The organism is Mycobacterium neumannii, assembly GCF_002245615.1.
GTDB lineage: Bacteria > Actinomycetota > Actinomycetes > Mycobacteriales > Mycobacteriaceae > Mycobacterium > Mycobacterium neumannii_A.
In genome coordinates this window covers 56115-78177 of record NZ_NKCO01000001.1, presented here as the reverse complement: position 1 = coordinate 78177, position 22063 = coordinate 56115, and the positions used below count along the sequence as shown (strand labels likewise).

The window sequence follows — 22063 nt, the reverse complement described above, 5'->3', positions numbered from 1 at the left end:
AGGGTCAGCCCCTGTTGCGCTTGACCTCTTTGAACGGCACGTCGCGGTCGGCGGCGGGTTCGCGGGGGAAGCCGAGCACGCGCTCGCCGATGATGTTCCGCGCGATCTCGGTCGTGCCGCCGCCCAGGGCGGCGGCTTGGCGCGACAGGTACCGCTCGCCGTGACGGATCAGCACACCGTCGACGTCGACCACACCCGCGCTGCCGGTGATCGCCAGCGCCGTGTCGAACTCGACGTGATGGACGTCGGCGTGCGCGATGCGGATGATGGACCCGGCGGCCGGCGGTAGCGAGCCGTCGAGCACACCGTGGTAGACGTGGTCGATCAGCTGCTCGCGAACGGTCCGGTGCACCAGCGCGCGCCCGGCCATCTCCTGAAGCCGCGCGTTGTCGGCCTGACCCGCCTTCTCAAGCAGCTCAACGTAATTGGTCGGGACGTCGGATTTGCCCTCGGCGCCGATCCCGCTGGCGAACTCCGATCCGCCGCCGACCGCGCGCCGCTCGTGGTACAGCTGCCGGGAGGCGACGTGCCAGCCCGCGTCGACCTCGCCGACCACGGCGTCGTCGTCGAGCTCGAGGTTGTCGAAGAACTCCTCGCAGAACTCGACGGAACCGTTGACTTGCTTGATGCGGCGCAGTGTGATGCCGGGGCTGTCGATGGGCACCAGGAACATCGTCAAACCCTCGTGCTTGGGCACGTCCCAGTTGGTGCGCGCCAGCATCAACCCGTAGTCAGCGGCGAAAGCGCTTGTGCTCCAGGTCTTTGCCCCGTTGATCACCCACTTGTCGCCTTTGCGGTCGGCGCGGGTGATCACACCGGCGAGGTCGGAGCCGCCGCTCGGTTCCGACAGCAGCTGCACCAGCACCTCGTCGCCGCGCAGCGCCGCCGAGATGTGCTGTCGTTTCTGCTGTTCGCTACCGGTGTCGAGGATGGTGGCCGCGCAGATCGTGAACGTCGGAGTGTTGAGGATGATCGGCAGCTCATATGCACGCGAGACCCTGTCGAACGCCTTCTGATAGGCGATCGGCAGACCGAGCCCGCCGTACTCCTTGGGGAAACAGATGCCGGCGAATCCCCCCTCCCACAACCGCTTCTGGAGTTCCCGCGCGCGCAGCCACGGCTCCTCTTCACCGCGGTCGTGTTCGGGTGGGTTGTTCGGATCGATCGGGGGCATGTTTTCTGCCAGCCACGCCTGAGCCCGGGCGGCGAACTCCTCGACCGACTCCGTGGTGGCGGTCGCGGCGGGGGCCGATGTGGTCTCGGTCATGACGCATGCTCCAGGTTCTTGGTGAGGGAGTAGACGCGCAGGTTGTGCTCCTCGGGAGTGCCGAACATCGAGCGGTTCAAGGTGGTTCGTCGCAGGAACAGGTGCAGGTCGTGTTCCCACGTCACCCCGATGCCGCCGTGCAGCTGCACGCACAGCTGCAACATGCCCGGTGAGTATTCGCCCACGTACGATTTCGCGACGCTGACGGCCATCGCCGCACCGGGCGTCCGCGCTGCCACCTCGGCCACCGCTGCGTTGGTCGTGGCACGGCACCCTTCGAACCAGATCTTCAGGTCGGCGTATTTGTGCTTGAGCGCCTGATACGAGCCAAGGGGGCGACCGAAGGAAAGCCGGTCGAAGCCCCACTGAATCGTGAAGGCCAGCACCGTATCCAGGATGCCGACCACCTCCGCGCACTGCAGTACGCAGGCGATCTGGGTCTGCCGCTCGATCAGGGCCGGTGTCTGATCGGCGGTGCCCACCGCCGCGCCCGCATCGACCTCGACCCCGTCGAAGTGCACGCGGGCGTAGGTCTTCACCATGTCGATCGAGCGCTGCGGCTCCACGCGCACACCCGGTGCGTCCGCGGGTATGAGGAACTGGTGGATACCGTCGTCGGATTGTGCTGTGACCAAGAACAATGCGCTGTCGGCGCCGGCCTCGACCCGGTCTTTGACCCCGTCGATACGGAACCCGGTCGCGGTGGCGGTGGCGGTGACGGTCGGCGTCAGCGGTGACCACTGCTGCCCGGGCTCGTAGACCGCCCAGCTGGCCACCGCGTCGCCGGCCACCAGCGCCTCGATGGTGTCCTCGTGGCCGACGGGCGCCTCCACCAGTCCGGCGAGCACGGTGCTGACCGGGTGCAGCGGACCGGGAGCGACGGTCTTGCCGGCGATCTCGGCGACGAGCGCCAGGTCCTTGACGCCCTCCCCGGAGACGCTGCCGCCGCCGAGTTCCTCGGGAATCAGGAGGCTGGTCCAGCCCAGCTCGACGGCGCGACGCCACCAGTCGGCGTCGAACGACGTTCCGGCATCGTGCATCTCGCGTATCCGACTCAGCGGCACTTCCTTTTCGAGGAACGACTGCGTCGTCGAGGCGAAGAGCAGTACCTCAGGATTCGTGCCGTTGTTCGAGCTATCGGTCACGGGCTCTCTTTCGTAATCGTGCGAACGTGCGTGTCGACGCATCGACACGCACGTTTCGCGACGGTGCCTGAACTCAGGCGGGGATGACGAGCGCGGGCACGTCGGGGTTGTGGACGATCTCGTTGGGCACCTTGAACAGGTCGATCATGTTGCCGCCCATGACCTTCCGCTGGCCTTCCTCGTCGAGTCCCTGCAGGTCGTCGATCAGATGGGTCGGCTCGGCCAGCCCCTCCGGGTGCGGCCAATCCGACCCGAAGATCACCCGGTCGACGCCGATGAGGTCGGCCATCTTGGCGAAGTCGTCCTCCCAGAACGGTGCGACATACACCCCACGCTTGAACGCCTCGATCGGGTTCTCGGGGAACTCCTGCGGCATCTTCTTGTAGACGCCCTCGAACTGCTTGAACAGGTACGGCACCCAGTCGGCGCCGTTCTCGATGGACAGAATCCGCAGATCGGGATTGCGGGTCAGCGCGCCGTGGCACACCAGCGCGGCCATCGAGTCCTCGATCGGCCGCTTGCCCATCGACACCATCCGGAACGCGGTCGGCTTGAACGGCAGGTACTCATCGGCCGGTTCCCAGTCGTTGAGGTACTCGGCGTAGCCGGAGTCCGAGGCGTGCATCGACACCGGGATACCGGCCTTGACGCAGGCGTCCCAGAACGGGTCGAACTCGGGCAACCCGAACGACCGCGTGCCGCGCACACCGGGCACCGGCGCCGGCCGGACCAGAACCGTCTTGGCGCCGCGCTCCAGACACCATTCGAGTTCTTCGAGCGCGCGGTCGACGATGCCGAGGTTGATCACCGGGGTGGAGAAGATCCGGTCCTCGTAGTTGAACTGCCAGGTCTCGTACATCCACTCGTTGAGCGCGTGGATGACGTCGAGGATCAGTTCCGGATCGTCCTTCATCCGCTCCTCGACCAGGCTGGCCAGGGTCGGGAACATCAGCGAGTAATCCAGGCCGAGGCCGTCCATGACCTCGAGTCGCGCGGCGGGTTCGCGGAAGGCCGGAATCGCCTTCATCGGCTTGCCCATCACCTCCCGGAAGCTTTTGCCGCCGCTGCCGTGCTTGAAGTACTCCTCCTGGGCGCCCGGGCGCGCGACAACCTCGAAGGTGGGGTTCGGGATGTAGTCGCTGACCTGGTTGCGCACCATGATCTTGGTCCGTCCGCGCACCTCGATGTAGTCGATGACGTGCTTGCGGTGGTCCGGGAGGAACTTGGTCAGCGCCTCTTTGGGCTCGTAGAAGTGGTTGTCCGCGTCGAACACGGGATACGGAAGCTGGCGTGTCATGTTCGCCTCCTGCAAGTCTGATTGGCTGTTAGTGGTAATGACATTACCACTTTGGGACCAGCAGAAACAGCGGCGCCGGAGAAGCCTGTTCTCCGCCGGTGCGGCGCAGGTCAAGCGTTGTGGTCCGGGCCGGTGAGCCCGCTGAGGCAGAAGTCGTAGATGTCGTCTGCGCCGACCGGTATGCCGCTGAGTTCCGCGCCGAGCACCTGCAGCCGGATCGCGCCCAGCGACGACTGCATGATCAGTGCGGCCCGGGCGTCGACGTTGAGGTCCGACCGGAAGACGCCCTCGGCGATCCCGCGGTTGATGATGTCCTTGATCAGCTCGTAGACCGGTGAGAGCACGCGCGAGTATTCGCGCGGCAAGGTCTCGGCGAGGCGGTCGTTGTAGTTGGTCAGGCCGCGGTTGACCTTGTCCTGGGTGGTGGTCTCGGGCGGGGTGCAGATCCGGTCGATGAGCACGCGAAGGGCCGTCGCGGCGGGCAGGCCGGCGGTGTCTTCGCGCCAGCGGCGCGTCGACTCGGCCATGATCTTGTCGACGAGCGCGAGCAGCAGTTCGTCTTTGGTCGAGAAGTGTTGGTAGAAGGACCGCAGCGATGTCTTCGACCGTTCGACCACCTCGAGCACGGTGAAGTCGGTGCGCCCGGTCTCGCCGAGGATCGCCAGCGCCGACTTCATGAAGCGCTTGGGCCGGGGGTCGCCATCGGCGGCGTCGGCCATGCGTGTGGCGCCCGCGGCGGGGCGCCCGCTCGGCTTGGCCATGGTCGTCACCTTCCGGCTCGAGATCGACTGGTAACGACGTTACCGCTTTTGTAGAAGCTCGGTTACTGTTCCTTGTCATGACGACAGACTCAGCTCAGCAACAGTGGACCGTCGACACCCTGCTCGACCTGTTCGACGTCCGCCAGGACGGGGACAACCGATTCATCGCCGAGACCGGCCCGGCCGGTGAGGAGGACCGGCAGGTCGTCGAGGGCACCCAGGTGCTCGCCCAGGTGATCGTGGCGGTGGCCAAACGATTCGAGGGCAAGTCGGTGCGGTCGGCGCATGCGGTGTTCTCGCGGGCGGTCATGGTCGCGGCCGGGCCGGTCGAGTTGGAGGTCGACGTCGTCAACGAAGGCCGTTCCACCGCAACCGCTGTCGTCGCGGCCAAGCAGAACGGCAAGCGCTGCATCACCGTCACCGTGCTGACCGACGTCCCGACCGACGACGTCATCCGCCACGCCGTCGCGCGCCCCGAGGTCAAGCCGCCCGCCGAGGCGAACGACGCGCGCATGGCCATGGCCGGTCGCGAGATCCGGCTGGTCGATGTCGTCGACGTCAACAGCCCCGACGAGGTCGGCCCGCCGGAACTGTATGCCTGGGTGCACTACGACAAGACGCCCGAGCGTGACGAGCTCGCCAAGGCTCTCGTCGCGTATCTGACTGGACACCTGGGTATTTCGACGACCATGCGCGCCCACGAGGGCATCGGCACCGCGCAGTCCCACGTCACCGTGTCGACCGCACCGATGACGGTGTCGGTCAGCTTCCATGAGCCGTTCGGACTCGACGGGTGGCTGCTGTACAGCCACGAGAGCACGCAGGTGGGCGCAGGCATGTCGTATGTCCGCGGAACCGTGCACACCGAGGCCGGTGAGCTGATCGCATCGTTCACCCAGGGCGCGCTGATCCGGCCGCTGCGCACCAGCGACACGGCGATCAAGGAGCAGTCGCGCCTGTAACAAGGCCGGTGCCCGCCCGGCTGCCCGCCCGGCCGGTGCCCGCCCGCCGAAACTGAACTTCTGCACGAAGTTCGGCCGGATTTGACGCATAAGCTCAGACTCGCGGGAAGCTCAAATCTTCAGATAGCCCTTGTCCGCGGGGATTTGCGCCGCGGTCAGCAGTGACGAGGCGTCGCTGGCCAGCCAGACGACGATGTCGGAGATCAGATCCGGGTCCGCCAGCGACTCCGTCGGCAGCGCGCCGGGGGAGAAGCTGTGGATGTAGGTCTGGTGGTCGGCGAAGACCTGCCACATCGAGGTGTCGTTGCCCATCGGGGTGTCGGTGCCGTACGGATGCACCGAGTTGACCCGGATGCCGAACTCGCCGAGTTCGACCGCCAACGAGTTGGTGAGCCCGACGACGCCGAACTTGCTGGCGCAGTAGTGACCGCACCCGGGAACGGCTTTGATGCCGGCCGCCGAACTGATCGTGATGATGGAGCCGCCGTTGCCCGCCTCGATCATCGGCGGCACGGCGGCCTTGATCGTGTTCCACACACCGGTGAGGTTGACGTCGAGGACTTCCTGCCACTGCTGTGCCGAAATCTCCCACAGCCGACCCCAATTCATCACACCGGCGTTGGCGACGACGATGTCGAGGCGGCCGAACTGTTCGATCGCGTCGGAGACCACCCGCTGCTGGCCCGCGAGGTCGCGGACATCGACGCGGTCGGCGACGATCTTGCGGCCCTCACCTTCGACGAGGCTCACCGTCTCGGCGAGATCCTCCGGGAGCGCGGGCGGATAGCCGTTGTGCTCGGCGACCGGACCGCACGCGTCGATCGCGACGATGTCGGCCCCGGCGCGGGCCAACCGTATGCAGTGCGAACGGCCCTGTCCGCGAGCGGCGCCCGTCACGTAGGCAACTTTTCCGGCGAGGGGGGTATCGGGGTTGGTCATCGAGTTCTCCTGATCAATTGGCGCCGGCGGCGAGCCAGTCGTCGAACGTCGTCGGGGCGATGCGGGCATTCTCGCCCGGCAGCAACACATTTCCCGACATCGACAACCCGAACATGCCCGACCAGGTCGGCACCAGCTTGACCTGTTTGCCCCTTGCGGCCAGCGTCCGGCGGGCCATGTCGACGAGGTCTTGTGTCTCGGGCCCCGCGACATCCACGTACCGGCCCTGCGGTTGGCCGACGGCGACCTCGGCAAGAACCTCGGCGATGTCGTCGGGCGCGATCGGTTGTATGAGCAACGGCGCGATGGTCGACACCCCGTCCTGTTCGAACCAACCGGCGACCATGGCCGCGAAGTCGTGAAACTGGGTGGCGGGCACGATCGTCCACGGCACCGGTCCGTCGGCGACGAGACGCTCCTGCTCGCGCTTGCCTGAGTAGTGCGGATTGCCTTCGATGTCGTGGATGCCGACGATCGAGAGCAGGACGTGATGGCCGACGCCCGTGCGTTGTTCGGCGGCGAGCAGGTTGCGTGTGGTGGTGCCGAAGTACTCGACGGTTCGGTCCCGATCGGTGGGCGGTGCGCTGATGGCGTCGACGACGGCCTGCACGCCGGTGAGGGCGGCGTCCAGGCCTTCACCGGACATCAGGTCGACCCCTTGTGAGCGGCTGATGGGGACCACCTCGTGGCCGTCGCGCTCGAGCGCGGCGGCGGTGCGGGCGCCGATGTTCCCCGTCGCACCTGCGATTGCAATGCGCATGAATGTCTCCTTCGACCACGGTGACGGTACTCGTCGAGTGACTCGGATGGAGCCGGTCACGTCAACGTGGCGGCGATCTCGCGGAGCCGGTCGCCCGCGCCGGCAGCGATCGGGTCGCCGTGACCGAAACACGCCGTGTCGATGTCGAGCGCGGCAAGACGGCGGAATGACGCCACCGTGCGCGCACGGTCCTGGTTGAAGGTGCCGAGCATGAGCGTGCCGACGTTGGCGATGGTGTCGCCGGTGAGCAGCACGCCGTGGCGGGGCAGATGAATCGCGATGCTGCCCTCGGTGTGACCCGGTATCGACAGGACCTCGGCGCCGCCACCGAAATCCAGCATGTCGCCGTCGCACAGTTCCCGGGCGACAGGGACGGGCTCGGCAGCATCGGGCAATCCTGCTGCGACACGCGCGTGGATCGGCACCTCCCAGTCCTCGAACACCGGTGGGGGCAGCGCAGCTCCGTCGCGAATCGCGGCGGCATCCCCTGCGCCGGCGACAACCGGGGCGCCGGTCGATCTGTGGAGTTCGGCGGCCGAGCCGATGTGGTCGACGTGTCCGTGCGTCAGGATTATCCGATCGATTGATGGCACCGCCTCGGCGATGGCTGCGCCGGATCCCGGTGCCCCGGTGTCGATCAGCGTGACCGAGTCACCGTCGCGCCAGGCGTAGACCTGCCACCCGTTGACGACGAGCATGGTGAGGTTCGGCGTGACGGCCACGGAATCCATGCGTCCACGCTAGGGCGTACGAGCGGGCAGTGAAAGGGGCTCAGCCGGAGGCGAAATCGCGCGTCAGCGCGGACCGGAGCACGTCGAGCGGCAATCCGCCGAGGTCCAGGGCGCGGTCATGGAACTCCTTGAGCGGCACACCCCGGCCCAGCATCTCGTCGCGCAGCCGTTGCCAGATCCGCTGGCCGATCGCATACGACGGCGCCTGACCCGGCCAGCCGAGGTAGCGGTCGAGTTCGAACTGCAGGTGCTCCTCGTTCATCGCGCTGTGCGAGACCAGAAATTGCCACGCCTTGTCGACATCCCACACGGTGCCGTCGGGTGCGGTCATGGCGCAGTGCACACCGATGTCGATGACGACGCGTGCGGCCCGAAAACGTTGCGCGTCAAGCATTCCGATGTGGTCGCCGGGATCTTCGAGCCAACCGAGTTCGGCCATCAGCCGTTCGGCGTACAGCGCCCAACCCTCCCCGTGGCCCGATACGAAACAGCCCAGTCGCCGCCACCGGTTGAGTTGGTCGGCGCGCACGACCGCACGCCCGATCTGCAGATGGTGTCCCGGAACGCCCTCGTGGAACACCGTCGTCGTCTCCTGCCACGTATGGAAGGTGTCGATGCCGTGCGGAACCGACCACCACATCCGACCGGGTCTGCTGAAGTCTTCCGACGGACCGGTGTAATAGATGCCGCCGGTGTGGGTCGGCGCGATCCGGCACTCCAGCTCGCGCAGCGGTTCGGCGATGTCGAAGTGCGTGTCGGCGAGCGCCTCGACAGCGCGGTCGGAGAGGTCTTGCATCCATGCCTGCAGTGCGTCGACGCCCTGGATGAGGTAGCGCTCCTCGGTGTCCAGGCGCCGCAGCGCGTCCGCGATCGACGTTCCGGGGTACAACTGCTTGGCAAGCTTCTCCTGTTCGGCGACAATGCTTTCCAGCCGCTGAAGGCCCCACTCGTATGTCTCCTCGAAATCGACCTCGGCGCCGAGAAAGGAACGTGAGCACAACCGGTAGGCGTCGCGGCCCACCGCATCCTCGACGCGCGCATGTGGTGCGATCTCGTCTCCGAGAATCCTGCCGAGTTCGCGGTAGGCGTTCGCCGCATGGGCGGCGTTCTGTTGCAGTTCGTCGTGCAGCGTTGCGTTGTCGGGGACCGCGGCCGCGACCATGTCCACCAACAGGTGCTGGATGCTTGCGGACTGCTCGATGCCGCGCGCGACCTGGCGCACCGCGGGGGGACGGCCGATGGTGACCGCGGTCCGCAGCGCGTCGGCATATCCGGCGACACGGTCGGGCACGTGTGAGAGTCGGCGCGCGATCACCGCCCAGTCGTCGTCGGTTTCGGTAGGCATGAGGTCGAACACGTCGCGCATCGACTGCAGCGGGGAGGCGATCACGTTGAGTTCGCCCATATCGAGCCCGGCGTCGTTGATGTCGATCACGATGCCGAGGCGCTCGCGCATCGCCGCCACCGTCACCTCGTCGACGGCGTCCTCGGCGGTGACGTTGTCGAGCTCCCGCAGTGTGTGGCGCGCGGCGTCGGCACGTGCGGCGACGCCGTCGGGGGAGTAGTCGGTGATCTCCTCGTCGTAGTTGCGGTCGTGGCCGGTGATCCCCATTTCGGTTGCCGCACAAGGGTCGAGCGCGGCGAGGGTGTCCAGATAGCGTTCGGCGACGGCGTCGACGGCCGTGGGCGTCCTACCCAAGGTCGTTCGTGGAGAACGTGTCACAGGCCTTCGGATCACCGGTGCGGTAGCCCTCGGTGAACCACTTCTGCCTCTGCGCGGCCGATCCGTGCGTCCACGCCTCCGGGTTGACGCGGCCCGTGGTCTGCTTCTGGATGCGGTCATCGCCCACCGCGGCCGCGGCCGACAGCGCGTCGGCGATGTCCTTGTCCGTCAACGGCTGTAGGAACGTGACGTCGGTGCCTTCCTGCTTGGTGATGGCGGCGTAGTGCGCCCACACCCCCGCGTAGCAGTCGGCCTGCAGTTCGGTGCGGACGCCGCCGCCGGTGGGGCCCGCGGCGCCGGGACCCTGCGATTGCCGAAGCGTGCCGGTGAGGTTCTGAACATGGTGACCGTACTCGTGTGCGACCACGTACTCCTGCGCCAACGGGCCGCCGCTGGAACCGAATTGGTCGCGCAGCACGTCGAAGAACTCGACGTCGAAATAAGCGGTCTGATCCGCCGGGCAGTAGAAGGGGCCGACCTCGCTGGTCGCCGGGCCGCAGGCTGTGTTGACGCTGTTTCTGAAGAGATGAACGCCGGGCCGCGTGTAGTCCGGCATCAGTTGTGGCCAGATCGCGTCGAGCGAGTTGCCGGTGGCGAGCACCCGGCACTGGGGGATCTTGTTGGCGTCCGCGCCGGTCTTGCACTGGCTGAGGTCGAAACCCGGCGACTCGACGCCCTGGCTGTCGTACTGGCCCTGCTGAGGCACCGGCACCGTGCTGGGGTCGACGCCGAGGAACAGCGCCACCACGAGGATGAGCAGGCCGCCGACGCCCCCGCCGACCGCGATGCCCCGCCCGGGCCCGCCACCGCCACCACTGGACGAGGCGGTGCTGGTGTCGATTCGCATGCCTTCGTTGAAGGTCATGACGTTCAGCTTTGCACACTACGATTCGGTCGTGGCCACCGTTGTCGGACATTCGGTCATCGTGCACACCGACCTCGGTGATCTCCGCGGCACGAGCGAGGGTGGTGGCGTCGGGGTATGGCGCGGGGTGCCGTATGCCGAGCAGCCCGTGGGCGAGCGCCGGTTCCTTGGTCCCGAGCCGAAGCGACCGTGGGCAGGGGTGCGAGACGCGATCGAGCACGGGCCGCTGCCCCCGCAGGGCAAGTCGTTCGTCGGCGGCGGGCGCGACGATCCGAAAGTGCGTGACGAAGCCTGCCTGACCTTGACGGTGTGGTCGCCCGACACCAGTGCGTCGCTTCCGGTGATGGTGTGGATCCCCGGCGGCGCGTTCGTGTTCGGTGCCGGACAGTTCCAGCTGTACAACGGCTCGCGGTTGGCCGCCAACGGCGACGTGGTCGTCGTCAACATCACCTATCGCATCGGCGTCTTCGGTGGCTTCGAACTCGGCGACCTCGGCGACGGGTTCGACGACAACCTTGCCCTGCGGGACCAGATCGCCGCACTGCGGTGGGTCCGCGACCACATCGCGGCCTTCGGCGGTGATCCGTCCCGCGTGACGGTGTTCGGTGAGTCCGCGGGCGGCACATCGGTGCTCGCGCTGATCGCCAGCCCCGCCGCCGATGGTCTTTTCAGCCGCGCGATCGCCCAGAGCCCGGCGCTGCCGCTGATCGCCGATCGCGAGCTGCGCGCCGAGCAGGCACACGAGTTCGTGCGCCGACTCGGCGTGCCGGTCTCGGAGATCAAGGGCTTACCGCAACGCGAGCTGCGCAGAGCGGCGGGCAGGCTGCAACTCGAAAGCGCCGCGCGCACGCCGACGTTGGCCTACGGCTTGACCCACGGCGTCGAGCTGCTGCCGCGTCACCCTGTGGACGCCGCGCGCGCCGGAACCCTGCGGCGGGTGCCACTGATCATCGGAACCAACAGCCACGAAGCGTCGATGTTCGCCTGGACCAAACCGCCGATGCTGCCGACCACCCAGGCGTCCGTGGAGGCCTACTTCGCCCGCGTCGCGCCCGACGCCCAACAGCGCGTGCTGGCCGCGTACCCGCACTATCCGCGCCGAAGGGAGTTGCTGGCGTTCGCCTCCGACGTGATGTTCGGCGGGCCGGCGTGGGCGTTCGCCGATGCCTACAGCGCACACGCCCCGACCCACATGTACCGCTTCGACCACTTCGGCTTCAGCCTGCGCATGCTCGGCCTCGGCGCGACCCACGGCAGCGAGATCGTGCACATCCAGCACAGCTACGCGTCATATCTCGGACGCAAGATCCACCCGCTGGGGCGGCGGCTGCAGCCTGCGGTCGGCAGGCGCATGCAGCGGGCGTGGCTCGACTTTGCTTCTCAGGGGTGGGACACCGGCGAGATCCACTGGTCGAACGGACACGACTGGCCCGTCTACGACTCCGAACGGCGCTGCACCCGGATCATCATGAGTGCGCGCGACACGGTGGTCTCCGATCCCGACGCCGAGCGCCGCGAAGCCTGGGCGGGCCTGTATTAACCGCGAAATGGAATTCCAGCAGCGAAAGTGCGAGTAGACGCCTGCGGGAATGCTATTTCGCGAACTTCAGACCCCGAAGCGCTTCGCGGAGTAGTCGCGCAGGTTGTAGAGAAACTTCTGGAACAGCCAGCCCATCACCGGCCCGCCGAACGTCATTCCGATCCGGGCGGCGGCGCCGTTGGGTTTCATCGCCATCACCCACGTCAGGTGGCAGCCCTGCGGCGTCCGAACCACCCGGTAGTCCTCGGCGAACGCGCCGATACTTCCGGTCGAGGCCTCGTTGAACCGAAACGCCATGTGGCTGTATGGCTCCCAGGCCAGGAACTCCTCGTCGCCGACGATGCCGCCGCGCATCTTCACCGTTCGGGTGGTGCCGACGCCGCGTGGTTCGGGGCTGGTCCACGTCACCTCGGTGATCACGGTGGCCCAGTGCGGCCACGACTCCGCATCGGCGAGCACGTCGAAGAGCTGCTCGGGCGTGATCGCGAGGTCGACGGTGCTGACGAACCGAAACGGCGCGTTCTCGACGAAGTCCAGGTCGACGCGTTCACACTGCTGCATGGGCATACACAGTAAAGGACGCTGTCTAGTCAGAGCCCAAGCCTAGCCAGGCCGGTCGCTGGCCGCGGCCAGCAGCGGCACCAGTACGTCGCTGATCGGCGTGCTCAGCCCGTGCTCGGCGCCCTTGCGGGCGATCACCCCGTTGCGGATGTCCCACTCCAACTCCCGGCCGGCCTCGCGGTCGGTCAGCATCGAGGTGGTGATGTCCTCCGGCGACTTGGCGAGCAGGCCGACGATGTCGTCGATCACCTCATCGCTCAGCTGTGCGCCCTCTGCCCGCGCCACCGCGAGGCATTCGGCCAGATAGCGACGCGCCAGGCCGTCGACGTCGTCGCGCCGGAACATGCCCGAGCGGCGCCCACTGAGCACCATGAACCCCACGACCGCATTGACCAGAAGCTTGTGCCACGCCGCGCTGAGGAAGTTCGGGTCGATCTCGACCGTGACGGCGCTGTCGGCGAACAGTGCCGCCAGTGTCCGCGCCCCGTCGGTGTCGGGCAGCACGAGGCGGGCCCCGGTGCGCAACCGGACATAACCCTGCTCCGTCGGCTCCGCCGAAACCCAGACGGCCGCAGGCACAACCGTCGATGAAGGGCAGTAGCGTCCGACGCGCTCGACCTGTTCGACACCGTTCTGCAGCGCACACACCACGGTGCGCTCGTCGCACAACTTCGCCAGCCACCCGGCCGACTGCTCGTTCTGGGTGTCCTTGACCGCCAGCAACACGACATCGGCCGGTTCGGAGATGTCGGCCGGGTCGGTCAGCACCGGGCCGGGCACCACAATCGGCTCGCCGTCGTCGGACCTGACCTCGATCGCGTCGCGCGGCGTGCGCCCGCACAGCATCACCGGGTGGCCGGCCGCGTGCAGCAGAGCCGCGACCGTCGATCCGATCGCCCCGGGTCCGACGAGCGCGACGCGACTGGGCATGAACGCCAAACTACCGGCGGATCCGACCCCTCTACACTTGTGCAGTTGTCTTGTCAGGCGAATTCCAGGAGTTTCAGTGCTGCGCAGTCATGCCGCCGGATCGTTGCGGCCCGCCGACGCGGGTCAGAAGGTGACGTTGGCCGGGTGGGTGGCGCGTCGGCGCGACCACGGCGGCGTCATCTTCATCGATCTGCGCGACGCGTCCGGGGTGTCGCAGGTCGTGTTCCGTGAGGCCGGCGTCCTCGAGGCGGCGCACCGGCTGCGCGCCGAGTTCTGCATCGCGATCGACGGTGTGGTGGAGATCCGCCCCGAAGGCAACGCCAACCCCGAGATCGCCACCGGTGAGATCGAGGTCAACGCGACGTCGCTGACCGTGCTCGGGGAGAGCGCGCCGCTGCCGTTCCAGCTCGACGAGCAGGCCGGCGAGGAGGCGCGCCTGAAGTACCGCTACCTCGACCTGCGGCGCGACGGCCCCGGCCACGCGATCCGGCTGCGGTCCAAGGTGAACGCCGCCGCCCGCGAAGTGCTGGAACGGCATGACTTTGTCGAGATCGAGACCCCGACGATGACGCGCTCGACCCCCGAGGGTGCGCGCGACTTCCTGGTGCCCGCACGGCTGCAGCCCGGGTCGTTCTACGCGTTGCCGCAGAGCCCGCAGCTGTTCAAGCAGCTGCTGATGGTCGCGGGCATGGAGCGCTACTACCAGATCGCGCGCTGCTACCGCGACGAGGACTTCCGCGCCGACCGCCAGCCCGAGTTCACCCAGCTCGACCTCGAGATGAGCTTCGTCGACTCCGAGGACGTGATCGCGGTCTCCGAGGAGATCGTCGCGGCGCTGTGGCGGTTGATCGGCTACGACGTACCCCTGCCGCTGCCGCGGATCACCTACGCCGACGCGATGCGTCGCTTCGGTTCGGACAAGCCCGATCTGAGGTTCGGACTCGAACTCGTCGAGTGCGCCGACTATTTCAAGGACACCCCGTTCCGGGTGTTCCAGGCGCCGTACGTGGGCGCCGTGGTCATGCCCAGCGGCGCTTCTCAGCCCCGCCGCACGCTCGACGCCTGGCAGGACTTCGCCAAGCAGCGCGGGCACAAGGGGCTTGCGTATGTGCTCGTCGGCGAGGACGGCACTTTGGGCGGCCCGGTGGCCAAGAACCTCTCCGACGTCGAGCGCGACGGCCTCGCCGCGCACGTCGGCGCATCCCCGGGTGACTGCGTGTTCTTCTCGGCGGGCCCGGCGAAGAGTTCGCGGGCGCTGCTCGGCGCGGTGCGCATCGAGATCGCCAAACGGCTCGACATGATCGACCCGAAGGCCTGGGCGTTCACCTGGGTGGTGGACCCGCCGCTGTTCGAGCCCGCCGACGAGGCGACGGCGCACGGTGACGTCGCGGTCGGATCCGGCGCGTGGACCGCGGTGCACCACGCGTTCACCGCGCCCAAGCCGGAGTTCGAGGACCGCATCGACACCGATCCCGGCAGCGTGCTCGCCGACGCCTACGACGTGGTGTGCAACGGCAACGAGATCGGCGGCGGCTCGATCCGTATCCACCGTCGCGACATCCAGGAGCGGGTGTTCGCGGTGATGGGTATCGACAAGGCCGAAGCCGAGGAGAAGTTCGGATTCCTGTTGGGGGCGTTCACTTTTGGCGCGCCGCCACACGGCGGTCTGGCGTTCGGGTGGGATCGCACCACCGCCCTGCTGGCCGGTGCGGACTCGATCCGCGAAGTGATCGCGTTCCCGAAGTCCGGTGGCGGTGTCGACCCGTTGACCGGCGCGCCCGCGCCGATCACCCCGCAGCAGCGCAAGGAATCCGGGATCGACGCCAAGCCGAAGACCGACTGATCCCAATCCGCGTCGGGTTCGGCGCGACTGAGGCTACGATCCGCGCGTGACAGGTGCGGCGCCATCAGGCACGCCCAGGCGGCGACGGGTCACCGTCGTGACGACGGTCGTGGCGGTGATGGCTGTCTACGTCGGATCCCTCTTCGGATATGCGTTGTTGGAGCCGCGGCCTCGCAACTTCGAATTCTCGGAGCCGTCGGTCACCGGTGAATCCGTCGTCATCATCCGCTTGCGGCAGATGGACGCGATCCAGAACCGCCTGGCGGTCGACGTTCTCATACACCCGGGCCCCAACCTGCAGCAGTACGAGCCCGCCGATTTCACGGTCCGGTTGAGTTCATGGACCGCTTCCGGCGAGTTGATCTATGTGCACGGTGACCTGTCTGTCAGTGAATCGGCCACCCACCTCGTCGCGGTCGGCGACCCCGACGACTGGCCGTTCGACAAGTTCACCACCGACACCATCGGCGTGGAGGCCTTTGCGGGCTACGGTGCCGAACAACGCCGCATCCCGGCGGGAATCGTCGCGGCGGGTCAGATCAACGGATGGGACTTTCGTGCCCAGAACGGCACCATCGATTCGGCGCCGGACCCGATTCCGACCGTACGTTTCACCATGGAGCGCACCAGGGGAGCGCTCGCGTTCGACCTCGGGGTGTTGCTGGTGCTGCTGGCACTGCCTGCAGCGGCGTTGTTCGTGGCGATCGAGACGGTGCTGGGCCGCCGAAAGTTCCTGCCTCCGTTGACGACCTGGTTCGCGGCGATGTTGTTCGCAGTGGTGCCGCTTCGCAACCTGTTGCCCGGCGCGCCGCCGGCGGGCGCCTGGATCGATCTGGCGGTGGTGCTGTGGGTGCTGATCGCGTTGGCGGCGGCGATGGTGCTGTACGTCGTCGCGTGGTGGCGACAGCGGGACTGATCAGCGCGGCCAGTCGCAGCCGGTGAGTTCGGCCGACGCGTCCCACAGTCGGCGGGCCGTCGCCGGATCGACGGCCTTGCGTCGCAACCGGGTGACCTTGGGCCTGCCGAGCTGATTGAACCGCGGCGCCAGATAGGTCCCGCTGGGCAGGTCGGTCGTCACCGCCTGCAAGGTGGCACGGGCGCCCTGGGCGGGGGTGTGCATCAGGCGCCGAATCCGTTGATGCTCGCCCATTCCGAGCGATCGGGTGATGTCGGTGTCGGTGGCGCCCGGGTCGGTGGCATACGCGCGCACACCTCGGTTCGCCAACTCGGCGACGAACAGCAGGTTGGCTAATTTGGACTCGCCGTAGGCGTTCCACTTCGAGTACTTTCGGCGCTGCCAGTTCAGGTCGTCGAGATGCAAAGTGGCGAACAGATAGGTCGCGCTGGCCACCGAGATCACCCGGTCGGTGATCCGGTCGGCCAGCAGCGACGTCAACGCGAAGTGGCCGAGATGGTTGATGCCGATGTGGGATTCGAAACCGTCGGCCGTGCGCGTCAGCGGCATGCCCATCACGCCGGCGTTGTTCACCAGCACGTCAACGGATTCGACGGAGTCGGCGAACGCGCGCACGCTGGCCAGGTCGGCGAGATCGAGGGCGGCCACGTCGACGTCACCGGTGATCTCGGCCGCCGCGCGGCGCCCCTTGTCGACATCGCGACAGGCAATCAGCACGCTATGGCCGTCGGCCGCGAGAGCCGCCGCCGTGGCCTTGCCGACACCGCTGTTACCGCCCGTCACTATCACCCGCATGGTCGTCGATTATGCGGATGCGGAATACCGGGCGTCCGCCGGGACTTGGAGAGGGAATGACCGAGATCTCCAACATCAAGGACTTCAACGCAAGCATCGTCGATGAGTTCCGCGCCAACGGCGGCAAGGTCGGCGGGCCGTTCGAGGGCGGAAACCTCCTGCTGCTGCACACCACCGGCGCGAAGTCAGGTCAACGGCGGTTGTCGCCGCTGGCGTACTTGCGACACGAGGACAGGATCTACGTCGTCGGCTCCTACGCCGGCTCCGACAAAGATCCAGCGTGGGTGCACAACCTCCGGGCGAATCCGAAGGTCCACGTCGAGGTCGGGACCACCGACTACGACGCCACCGCTCGGGAGCTGCCGCACCAGGAGCGCGACGAGCTCTACCCGAAGCTCGTCGAGTATGCGCCGGTGTTCGCCGAGTACCAAGCGAAGACGAGTCGGGTCATCCCGGTCTTCGAGCTCGCCAGGGCGTGACTTCGGTGTAGTTGGGCGCGGTCAGCGCGACCAACTACACCGAAGTCGTTCGGTTCAGAGGCGTTCGATGATCGTGGCGTTGGCCATGCCGCCGCCCTCACACATCGTCTGCAACGCATACCGTCCGCCGCGCTGCTCCAACGCGTTGACGAGAGTCGTCATGATGCGCGCGCCGCTGGCACCCAGGGGGTGACCGATCGCGATCGCGCCGCCGTTGACGTTCGTCTTGGCGAGATCGGCTCCGGTGTCGTGTGCCCACGCCAGGACGACGGGCGCGAACGCCTCGTTGACCTCGAATAGGTCGATGTCGGCGAGGGTGAGGCCGGCGCGCTGCAGCACCTTCTCCGTCGCTGGGATGACACCGGTCAGCATGTAGAGCGGGTCAGAGCCGACGACGGTCATCGAGTGGATCCGGGCCAGCGGCTGCAAACCTGAATTCGCGGCCACCTCGCTAGTCGTGATCAGCACCGCGGCGCTGCCATCGGACAGTGGCGACGAGTTGCCCGGGGTGATCTCCCAGCCGATCTGCGGGAACCGCTGCTCGTAGGCCGGGTTGTAGAACGCCGGCTTCAGCACGGCCAGCGTGTCGACGGTCGTGCCCGGCCGGATGATCTCATCGGTGGTCAGACCGGCGATCGGGATCAGTTCGTTGTCGAAGCGGCCCTCTTTGGTCGCGGTCGCGGCCTTCTCATGGCTGCCCGCCGAGAACTCGTCGAGCTGCTGACGCGACAGACCCCACTTGGCGGCGATCAACTCAGCGCTGATGCCCTGCGGCACAAGTCCTTCGGGGTAGCGCTGCGCCATCGCGCCGAACGGGTCACTGCCGGGTAGCACGCTCGAACCCATCGGAGCCCGCGACATCGATTCCACGCCGGTGGCGACGACGATGTCGTAGGCGCCCGAGATGACGCCCTGGGCGGCGAAGTGGATGGCCTGCTGGCTGCTGCCGCACTGCCGGTCGACCGTCGTACCCGGTACCGATTCGGGGAATCCCGCACCGAGTAGCGCGTTGCGCGCGATGTTGACCGCTTGGTCGCCGACCTGGGTGACCGCCCCGGCGATGACATCGTCGATCTGTACCGGGTCGATGCCTGTCCTGGCCACCAGTTCCTTCAGACTGTGGGCGAGCAGGTCCACGGGCAGCACGTCGTGCAGCGCCCCGTTCTGCTTGCCTTTGCCGATCGGTGTGCGAACCGCTCCGACGATGACGGCGTCCCGACCTGAGAATCCGGACATTGCTGCCTCCTACCCTCCACGCTGAGTGGACTTGTCTATACCCAGCTATACCAGCTAGGTATAGGTAGAACAACTCAGGGGTAGGGTGAATTCCATGACAGTTCTGCAGGGGAGGCTGGCCGACCGGGACGCCTGGTCGGCGGTCGGGGAGTGCCCGATCGAGAAGACGATGGCGGTGCTGGGCACCAAGTCGGCGATGCTCATCATGCGCGAGGCCTATTACGGCACCACCCGCTTCGACGACTTCTGGCGCCGGGTCGGCATCACCAAAGCCGCCGCGGCGGCCCGGCTTTCGGACCTGGTCGAGGCCGGTCTGCTGGAGCGGCAGCCCTATCAGGAGCCGGGCCAGCGCAGCCGCGACGAGTACGTCCTCACTAACGCCGGCCGGGAGTTCATGCCGGTGGTCTGGGCGATGTTCGAGTGGGGCCGGCGCCATCTGCCCAACCGCACGCCGTTGCGCCTTGCGCACCGGGGGTGTGGCGCCGAGGCCACCGTCGAAATTCGGTGCGCCGACGGTCACCGCGTACCGCCGGAGGAATTGGCGGTGCGGCTGAAGCGATGAGCATCGATCGCCGGCACAGCGCACTGCGCCGCATCCCGGGCTGACCGGTTACCGTTCTGCACTGATGGCACTACCGGCACCGAACGTCCCTGACGACCTGCTGGGCAGGTACCGCACCGCACGCATTCAGCAGGCGCTGTTCGACGTGCGACCGGGCGCAGGCAGCGGCTACGACGAGTTCGTCGATGCCGCAGGCGAAGTCCGCCCGGGGTGGCAGGACCTGGCCGACTGCGTCGCCGAGCGCGGCCGCCCCGGTCTGGCGCAGCTGCGTGAGGTGGTGCGCAGCCTGGTCGACAACGACGGCATCACCTATGTTCGGGTCGACGGGCGCGGTTCGGTGGTCGGTCAAACCGGCCCGAACGGTCACGAGCCCACCGAACCCGGGCCGTGGCATCTCGACGCGCTGCCCCTTGTGGTCTCGGCCGACGAGTGGAACGTGCTGGAATCCGGTCTGCTGCAGCGCTCCAGACTTCTCGACGCGGTCCTTACCGACCTGTACGGGCCTCAGCTGTCGATCACCAGCGGCGTGCTGCCGGCCCAGCTTCTCTTCGCCCATCCTGGCTACGTGCGGGCCGCGCGAGGCATCGACGTCCCCGGCCGCCACCAACTGTTCCTGCACGGCTGCGACGTCAGCCGCGTCGCCGACGGCGACTTCCTCGTCAACGCCGACTGGACACAGGCACCCTCGGGGGCGGGTTACGCGCTGGCGGACCGGCGCGTCGTCGCGCATGCGGTTCCCGACCTCTACGAAAGGATCGGCCCGCGACCGGCGTCCCCGTGGGCCCAGGCGCTGCGACTGGCGCTCATCGACGCCGCTCCCGAGTCGGCCGAAGAACCCACTGTGGTGGTACTCAGCCCGGGCATCCACTCCGAGACCGCCTTCGACCAGGCATACCTGGCAAGCGTGCTGGGCTTTCCGCTGGTGGAGAGCGACGACCTGGTCGTGCGTGACGGCAAGCTGTGGATGCGCTCGATGGGAACGCTCAAGCGTGTCGACGTCGTGCTGCGCCGGGTGGACGCGGACTTCGTCGATCCGCTGGATCTGCGTTCGGACTCACGAATCGGTGTCGTCGGCCTCGTCGAGGCGCTGCGCCGTGGCACGGTAGCGGTCGTCAACACGTTGGGCAGCGGTGTCCTCGAAAGCCCGGGGCTGCAACGGTTTCTGCCCGAACTCTCGCAACAGTTGCTCGGCGAGGCACCGATGCTCGACACCGCGCCGATGTACTGGGGCGGCATCAGCACCGAACGCTCGCATCTTCTCGCCCACCTGTCGTCGCTGTTGATCAGACCGGTGACCGGCGGCCGTGGGATCGTCGGCCCCGCCCTGTCGGCCGATCAGCGCCGGCAGCTCACCGAGTGCATCGAAGCCACACCGTGGCAGTGGGTCGGCCAGGAGCTGCCCCAGTTCTCCTCTGCGCCAAGCGTTGTCGTATCCGGCAGCTTGTCGGCGACGAATGTCGGCATGCGCCTGTTCACCGTCGCTCAGCGCGGCGGCTATGCGCCCATGATCGGCGGCCTCGGCTATGTCCTGGCGCCGGGCGATGCGGCGTACACACTGAACACCGTTGCCGCCAAAGATGTCTGGGTTCGGGCACCGGAGCGGGTCACCGTGGAGCGGGTGCCGCCGGTCGAATTGCCCGCGGTCCGGCCGAGCCCGACGCGCGCGGTGAGCTCGCCGCGTGTACTGGCCGACATGTTCTGGGTGGGACGCTACGCCGAACGCGCCGAGCACATGGCGCGGCTGCTCACGGTGACCAGGGAGCGTTACCACGAATTTCATTACCGCCGAGACATGGACGGCAGCGAATGCGTGCCGGTGTTGCTGGCCGCGCTGGGCCACCAAACCGGTACCGACACCGGCGCCGGCGGCGACGACGCGGAGATGGTCGCCACCGCGCAGTCCACCCTGTGGTCGTTGACCGCGGACCGGTACCGCCCGGGATCGCTGGCCCAGTCCGTCGAACGCCTCGGCCTGCTCACCCGTTCGGTGCGCGACCAGATGTCCAACGACACCTGGATGGTGCTGGCCGCTGTGGAACGGGCGCTGCTTCATCCACCCGCGTCATCGGCCGGCCGTACCGCCAACGAGCCGCCCGATTCGCAGGCCGAGGGCGAGGCGTTCCTCACCGCGACGGCCAGCCTGACCCTCGCGGGCATGCTGGCGCTGTCCGGTGTGGCGGCGGAATCGATGATCCGCGATGTCAGCTGGACGATGATGGACATCGGCAAGCGCATCGAACGCGGCCTGAACCTCACCGCGCTCCTGAGCGCGACGCTCACCACCGCCCGTAGCCCGGCCGCCGAGCAGACCATCACCGAATCGACTCTGGTGGTGTGCGAGTCGTCGGTCATCTACCGGCGCCGGATGCTCGGAAAGGTCAGCATGTCCGCGGTCGCCGACCTGGTGCTGTTCGACACCGACAACCCGCGCTCGCTGATCTACCAGCTGGAGCGGCTGCGCGCGGGCCTCAAGGCGTTGCCCGGGTCGTCGGGTTCGTCGCGGCCCGAGCGGATGGTCGACGAGATCGCCACGCGGCTACGGCGACTCGACCCCGATGGTCTCGAGGAGATCGTGGACGGCAGGCGGGTCGAGTTGGCTGAGCTGCTCGACGGAATGCACGCGGATCTCCGTGAACTGGCGACCGTGATCACCGCGACCCATCTGTCGCTGCCTGGGGGCATGCAACACCTGTGGGGTCCGGACGAGCGGCGGCTGATGCCGTGAACGCGTTCCCGGACGGCCCGACTTCG

Annotated in this window: 20 protein-coding genes; 7 read left to right on the top strand and 13 right to left on the bottom strand. The window is 67.5% G+C overall.

The window, feature by feature from the left end:
- Positions 1-4 precede the first annotated feature (4 nt).
- From CEX88_RS00390 to CEX88_RS00375, 4 genes are all read right to left on the bottom strand, one after another.
- Entirely contained in the window at positions 5-1267 is a 1263-nt protein-coding gene (locus CEX88_RS00390; protein ID WP_094292016.1) for an acyl-CoA dehydrogenase family protein, read from the bottom strand.
- Positions 1264-2412: an acyl-CoA dehydrogenase family protein gene (locus tag CEX88_RS00385; RefSeq protein ID WP_238381908.1), complete on the bottom strand. Its 1149-nt coding sequence runs from the start codon at positions 2410-2412 to the stop codon at positions 1264-1266. Before CEX88_RS00385 ends, CEX88_RS00390 begins: the two co-directional genes overlap by 4 nt.
- Positions 2413-2485: 73 nt before the next feature.
- On the bottom strand, positions 2486-3709 hold the full coding sequence (locus CEX88_RS00380) for an amidohydrolase family protein (protein ID WP_064395393.1): 1224 nt from the start codon (positions 3707-3709) through the stop codon (positions 2486-2488).
- A gap of 110 nt (positions 3710-3819) precedes the next feature.
- Positions 3820-4470, bottom strand: a complete 651-nt coding sequence (locus CEX88_RS00375) for a TetR/AcrR family transcriptional regulator (protein WP_064426131.1) — start codon at positions 4468-4470, stop codon at positions 3820-3822.
- Between the two features lie 77 nt (positions 4471-4547).
- Between CEX88_RS00375 and CEX88_RS00370 the strand changes: the two genes are divergently transcribed.
- A complete protein-coding gene (locus tag CEX88_RS00370) occupies positions 4548-5432 on the top strand; it encodes an acyl-CoA thioesterase (RefSeq protein WP_094292015.1) in 885 nt (294 codons plus the stop codon).
- Between the two features lie 111 nt (positions 5433-5543).
- On the opposite strand, the gene CEX88_RS00365 is transcribed toward CEX88_RS00370, so the two are convergent.
- From CEX88_RS00365 to ypfJ, 5 genes are read right to left on the bottom strand one after another with little or no spacing between them, the layout of a single operon-like run.
- Entirely contained in the window at positions 5544-6371 is an 828-nt protein-coding gene (locus CEX88_RS00365) for a mycofactocin-coupled SDR family oxidoreductase (RefSeq protein ID WP_066841339.1), read from the bottom strand.
- A gap of 13 nt (positions 6372-6384) precedes the next feature.
- Positions 6385-7131 carry an SDR family oxidoreductase gene (locus CEX88_RS00360; protein ID WP_094292014.1) on the bottom strand — a complete coding sequence of 249 codons (747 nt, stop codon included), beginning with the start codon at positions 7129-7131 and terminating at the stop codon, positions 6385-6387.
- 56 nt (positions 7132-7187) lie between these two features.
- A complete protein-coding gene (locus CEX88_RS00355; protein WP_094292013.1) occupies positions 7188-7862 on the bottom strand; it encodes an MBL fold metallo-hydrolase in 675 nt (224 codons plus the stop codon).
- A 40-nt stretch (positions 7863-7902) separates the two neighbouring features.
- The gene (locus tag CEX88_RS00350) at positions 7903-9561 is read right to left on the bottom strand and encodes a DUF885 domain-containing protein (RefSeq protein ID WP_094292012.1); all 1659 of its coding nucleotides are present in this window, start codon (positions 9559-9561) and stop codon (positions 7903-7905) included.
- Positions 9554-10450, bottom strand: coding sequence for a KPN_02809 family neutral zinc metallopeptidase (gene ypfJ, locus CEX88_RS00345; RefSeq protein ID WP_094292011.1), 897 nt, complete (start codon positions 10448-10450; stop codon positions 9554-9556). Before ypfJ ends, CEX88_RS00350 begins: the two co-directional genes overlap by 8 nt.
- A 31-nt stretch (positions 10451-10481) precedes the next feature.
- On the opposite strand from ypfJ, the gene CEX88_RS00340 reads away from it, so the two are divergent.
- Entirely contained in the window at positions 10482-11990 is a 1509-nt protein-coding gene (locus CEX88_RS00340; protein ID WP_094292267.1) for a carboxylesterase/lipase family protein, read from the top strand.
- A 66-nt stretch (positions 11991-12056) separates the two neighbouring features.
- Here the strand turns inward: CEX88_RS00340 and CEX88_RS00335 are convergent, their stop codons facing one another.
- Together CEX88_RS00335 and CEX88_RS00330 are read right to left on the bottom strand one after the other, a co-directional pair.
- Positions 12057-12557, bottom strand: coding sequence for an SRPBCC family protein (locus CEX88_RS00335; protein WP_066841335.1), 501 nt, complete (start codon positions 12555-12557; stop codon positions 12057-12059).
- A gap of 36 nt (positions 12558-12593) precedes the next feature.
- The gene (locus CEX88_RS00330; RefSeq protein WP_094292010.1) at positions 12594-13481 is read right to left on the bottom strand and encodes an oxidoreductase; all 888 of its coding nucleotides are present in this window, start codon (positions 13479-13481) and stop codon (positions 12594-12596) included.
- Positions 13482-13557: 76 nt separating this feature from the next.
- On the opposite strand from CEX88_RS00330, the gene aspS reads away from it, so the two are divergent.
- Positions 13558-15324 (top strand): aspartate--tRNA ligase, encoded by a 1767-nt coding sequence (gene aspS, locus CEX88_RS00325; RefSeq protein WP_094292009.1) that lies wholly within the window; start codon positions 13558-13560, stop codon positions 15322-15324.
- Positions 15325-15370: 46 nt separating this feature from the next.
- Positions 15371-16240, top strand: coding sequence for a DUF4436 family protein (locus tag CEX88_RS00320; protein ID WP_238381907.1), 870 nt, complete (start codon positions 15371-15373; stop codon positions 16238-16240).
- Here CEX88_RS00320 and CEX88_RS00315 read toward each other — a convergent pair whose 3' ends face one another.
- On the bottom strand, positions 16241-17035 hold the full coding sequence (locus CEX88_RS00315) for an SDR family NAD(P)-dependent oxidoreductase (protein WP_094292008.1): 795 nt from the start codon (positions 17033-17035) through the stop codon (positions 16241-16243).
- A 56-nt stretch (positions 17036-17091) separates the two neighbouring features.
- Here CEX88_RS00315 and CEX88_RS00310 point away from each other — a divergent pair, with 56 nt between their 5' ends.
- A complete protein-coding gene (locus CEX88_RS00310) occupies positions 17092-17514 on the top strand; it encodes a nitroreductase family deazaflavin-dependent oxidoreductase (protein ID WP_094292007.1) in 423 nt (140 codons plus the stop codon).
- A gap of 54 nt (positions 17515-17568) precedes the next feature.
- Here CEX88_RS00310 and CEX88_RS00305 read toward each other — a convergent pair whose 3' ends face one another.
- Entirely contained in the window at positions 17569-18750 is a 1182-nt protein-coding gene (locus CEX88_RS00305; protein ID WP_094292006.1) for a thiolase family protein, read from the bottom strand.
- Positions 18751-18844: 94 nt separating this feature from the next.
- Between CEX88_RS00305 and CEX88_RS00300 the strand changes: the two genes are divergently transcribed.
- Positions 18845-19312, top strand: a complete 468-nt coding sequence (locus CEX88_RS00300; RefSeq protein WP_094292005.1) for a winged helix-turn-helix transcriptional regulator — start codon at positions 18845-18847, stop codon at positions 19310-19312.
- A gap of 64 nt (positions 19313-19376) precedes the next feature.
- Positions 19377-22037 (top strand): circularly permuted type 2 ATP-grasp protein, encoded by a 2661-nt coding sequence (locus tag CEX88_RS00295; protein ID WP_094292004.1) that lies wholly within the window; start codon positions 19377-19379, stop codon positions 22035-22037.
- The last annotated feature ends 26 nt before the right edge of the window (positions 22038-22063 follow it).

Coding starts and splice junctions, on each gene's coding strand:
- CEX88_RS00390 (WP_094292016.1), bottom strand. CDS start 1,267: ATGACCGAGACCACATCGGCCCCCGCCGCGACCGCCACCACGGAGTCG.
- CEX88_RS00295 (WP_094292004.1), top strand. CDS start 19,377: ATGGCACTACCGGCACCGAACGTCCCTGACGACCTGCTGGGCAGGTAC.
- CEX88_RS00375 (WP_064426131.1), bottom strand. CDS start 4,470: ATGGCCAAGCCGAGCGGGCGCCCCGCCGCGGGCGCCACACGCATGGCC.
- CEX88_RS00330 (WP_094292010.1), bottom strand. CDS start 13,481: ATGCCCAGTCGCGTCGCGCTCGTCGGACCCGGGGCGATCGGATCGACG.
- CEX88_RS00300 (WP_094292005.1), top strand. CDS start 18,845: ATGACAGTTCTGCAGGGGAGGCTGGCCGACCGGGACGCCTGGTCGGCG.
- CEX88_RS00310 (WP_094292007.1), top strand. CDS start 17,092: ATGACCGAGATCTCCAACATCAAGGACTTCAACGCAAGCATCGTCGAT.
- CEX88_RS00380 (WP_064395393.1), bottom strand. CDS start 3,709: ATGACACGCCAGCTTCCGTATCCCGTGTTCGACGCGGACAACCACTTC.
- CEX88_RS00335 (WP_066841335.1), bottom strand. CDS start 12,557: ATGCCCATGCAGCAGTGTGAACGCGTCGACCTGGACTTCGTCGAGAAC.
- CEX88_RS00315 (WP_094292008.1), bottom strand. CDS start 17,035: ATGCGGGTGATAGTGACGGGCGGTAACAGCGGTGTCGGCAAGGCCACG.
- CEX88_RS00355 (WP_094292013.1), bottom strand. CDS start 7,862: ATGGATTCCGTGGCCGTCACGCCGAACCTCACCATGCTCGTCGTCAAC.
- CEX88_RS00305 (WP_094292006.1), bottom strand. CDS start 18,750: ATGTCCGGATTCTCAGGTCGGGACGCCGTCATCGTCGGAGCGGTTCGC.
- CEX88_RS00370 (WP_094292015.1), top strand. CDS start 4,548: ATGACGACAGACTCAGCTCAGCAACAGTGGACCGTCGACACCCTGCTC.
- CEX88_RS00360 (WP_094292014.1), bottom strand. CDS start 7,131: ATGCGCATTGCAATCGCAGGTGCGACGGGGAACATCGGCGCCCGCACC.
- ypfJ (WP_094292011.1), bottom strand. CDS start 10,450: ATGACCTTCAACGAAGGCATGCGAATCGACACCAGCACCGCCTCGTCC.
- CEX88_RS00365 (WP_066841339.1), bottom strand. CDS start 6,371: ATGACCAACCCCGATACCCCCCTCGCCGGAAAAGTTGCCTACGTGACG.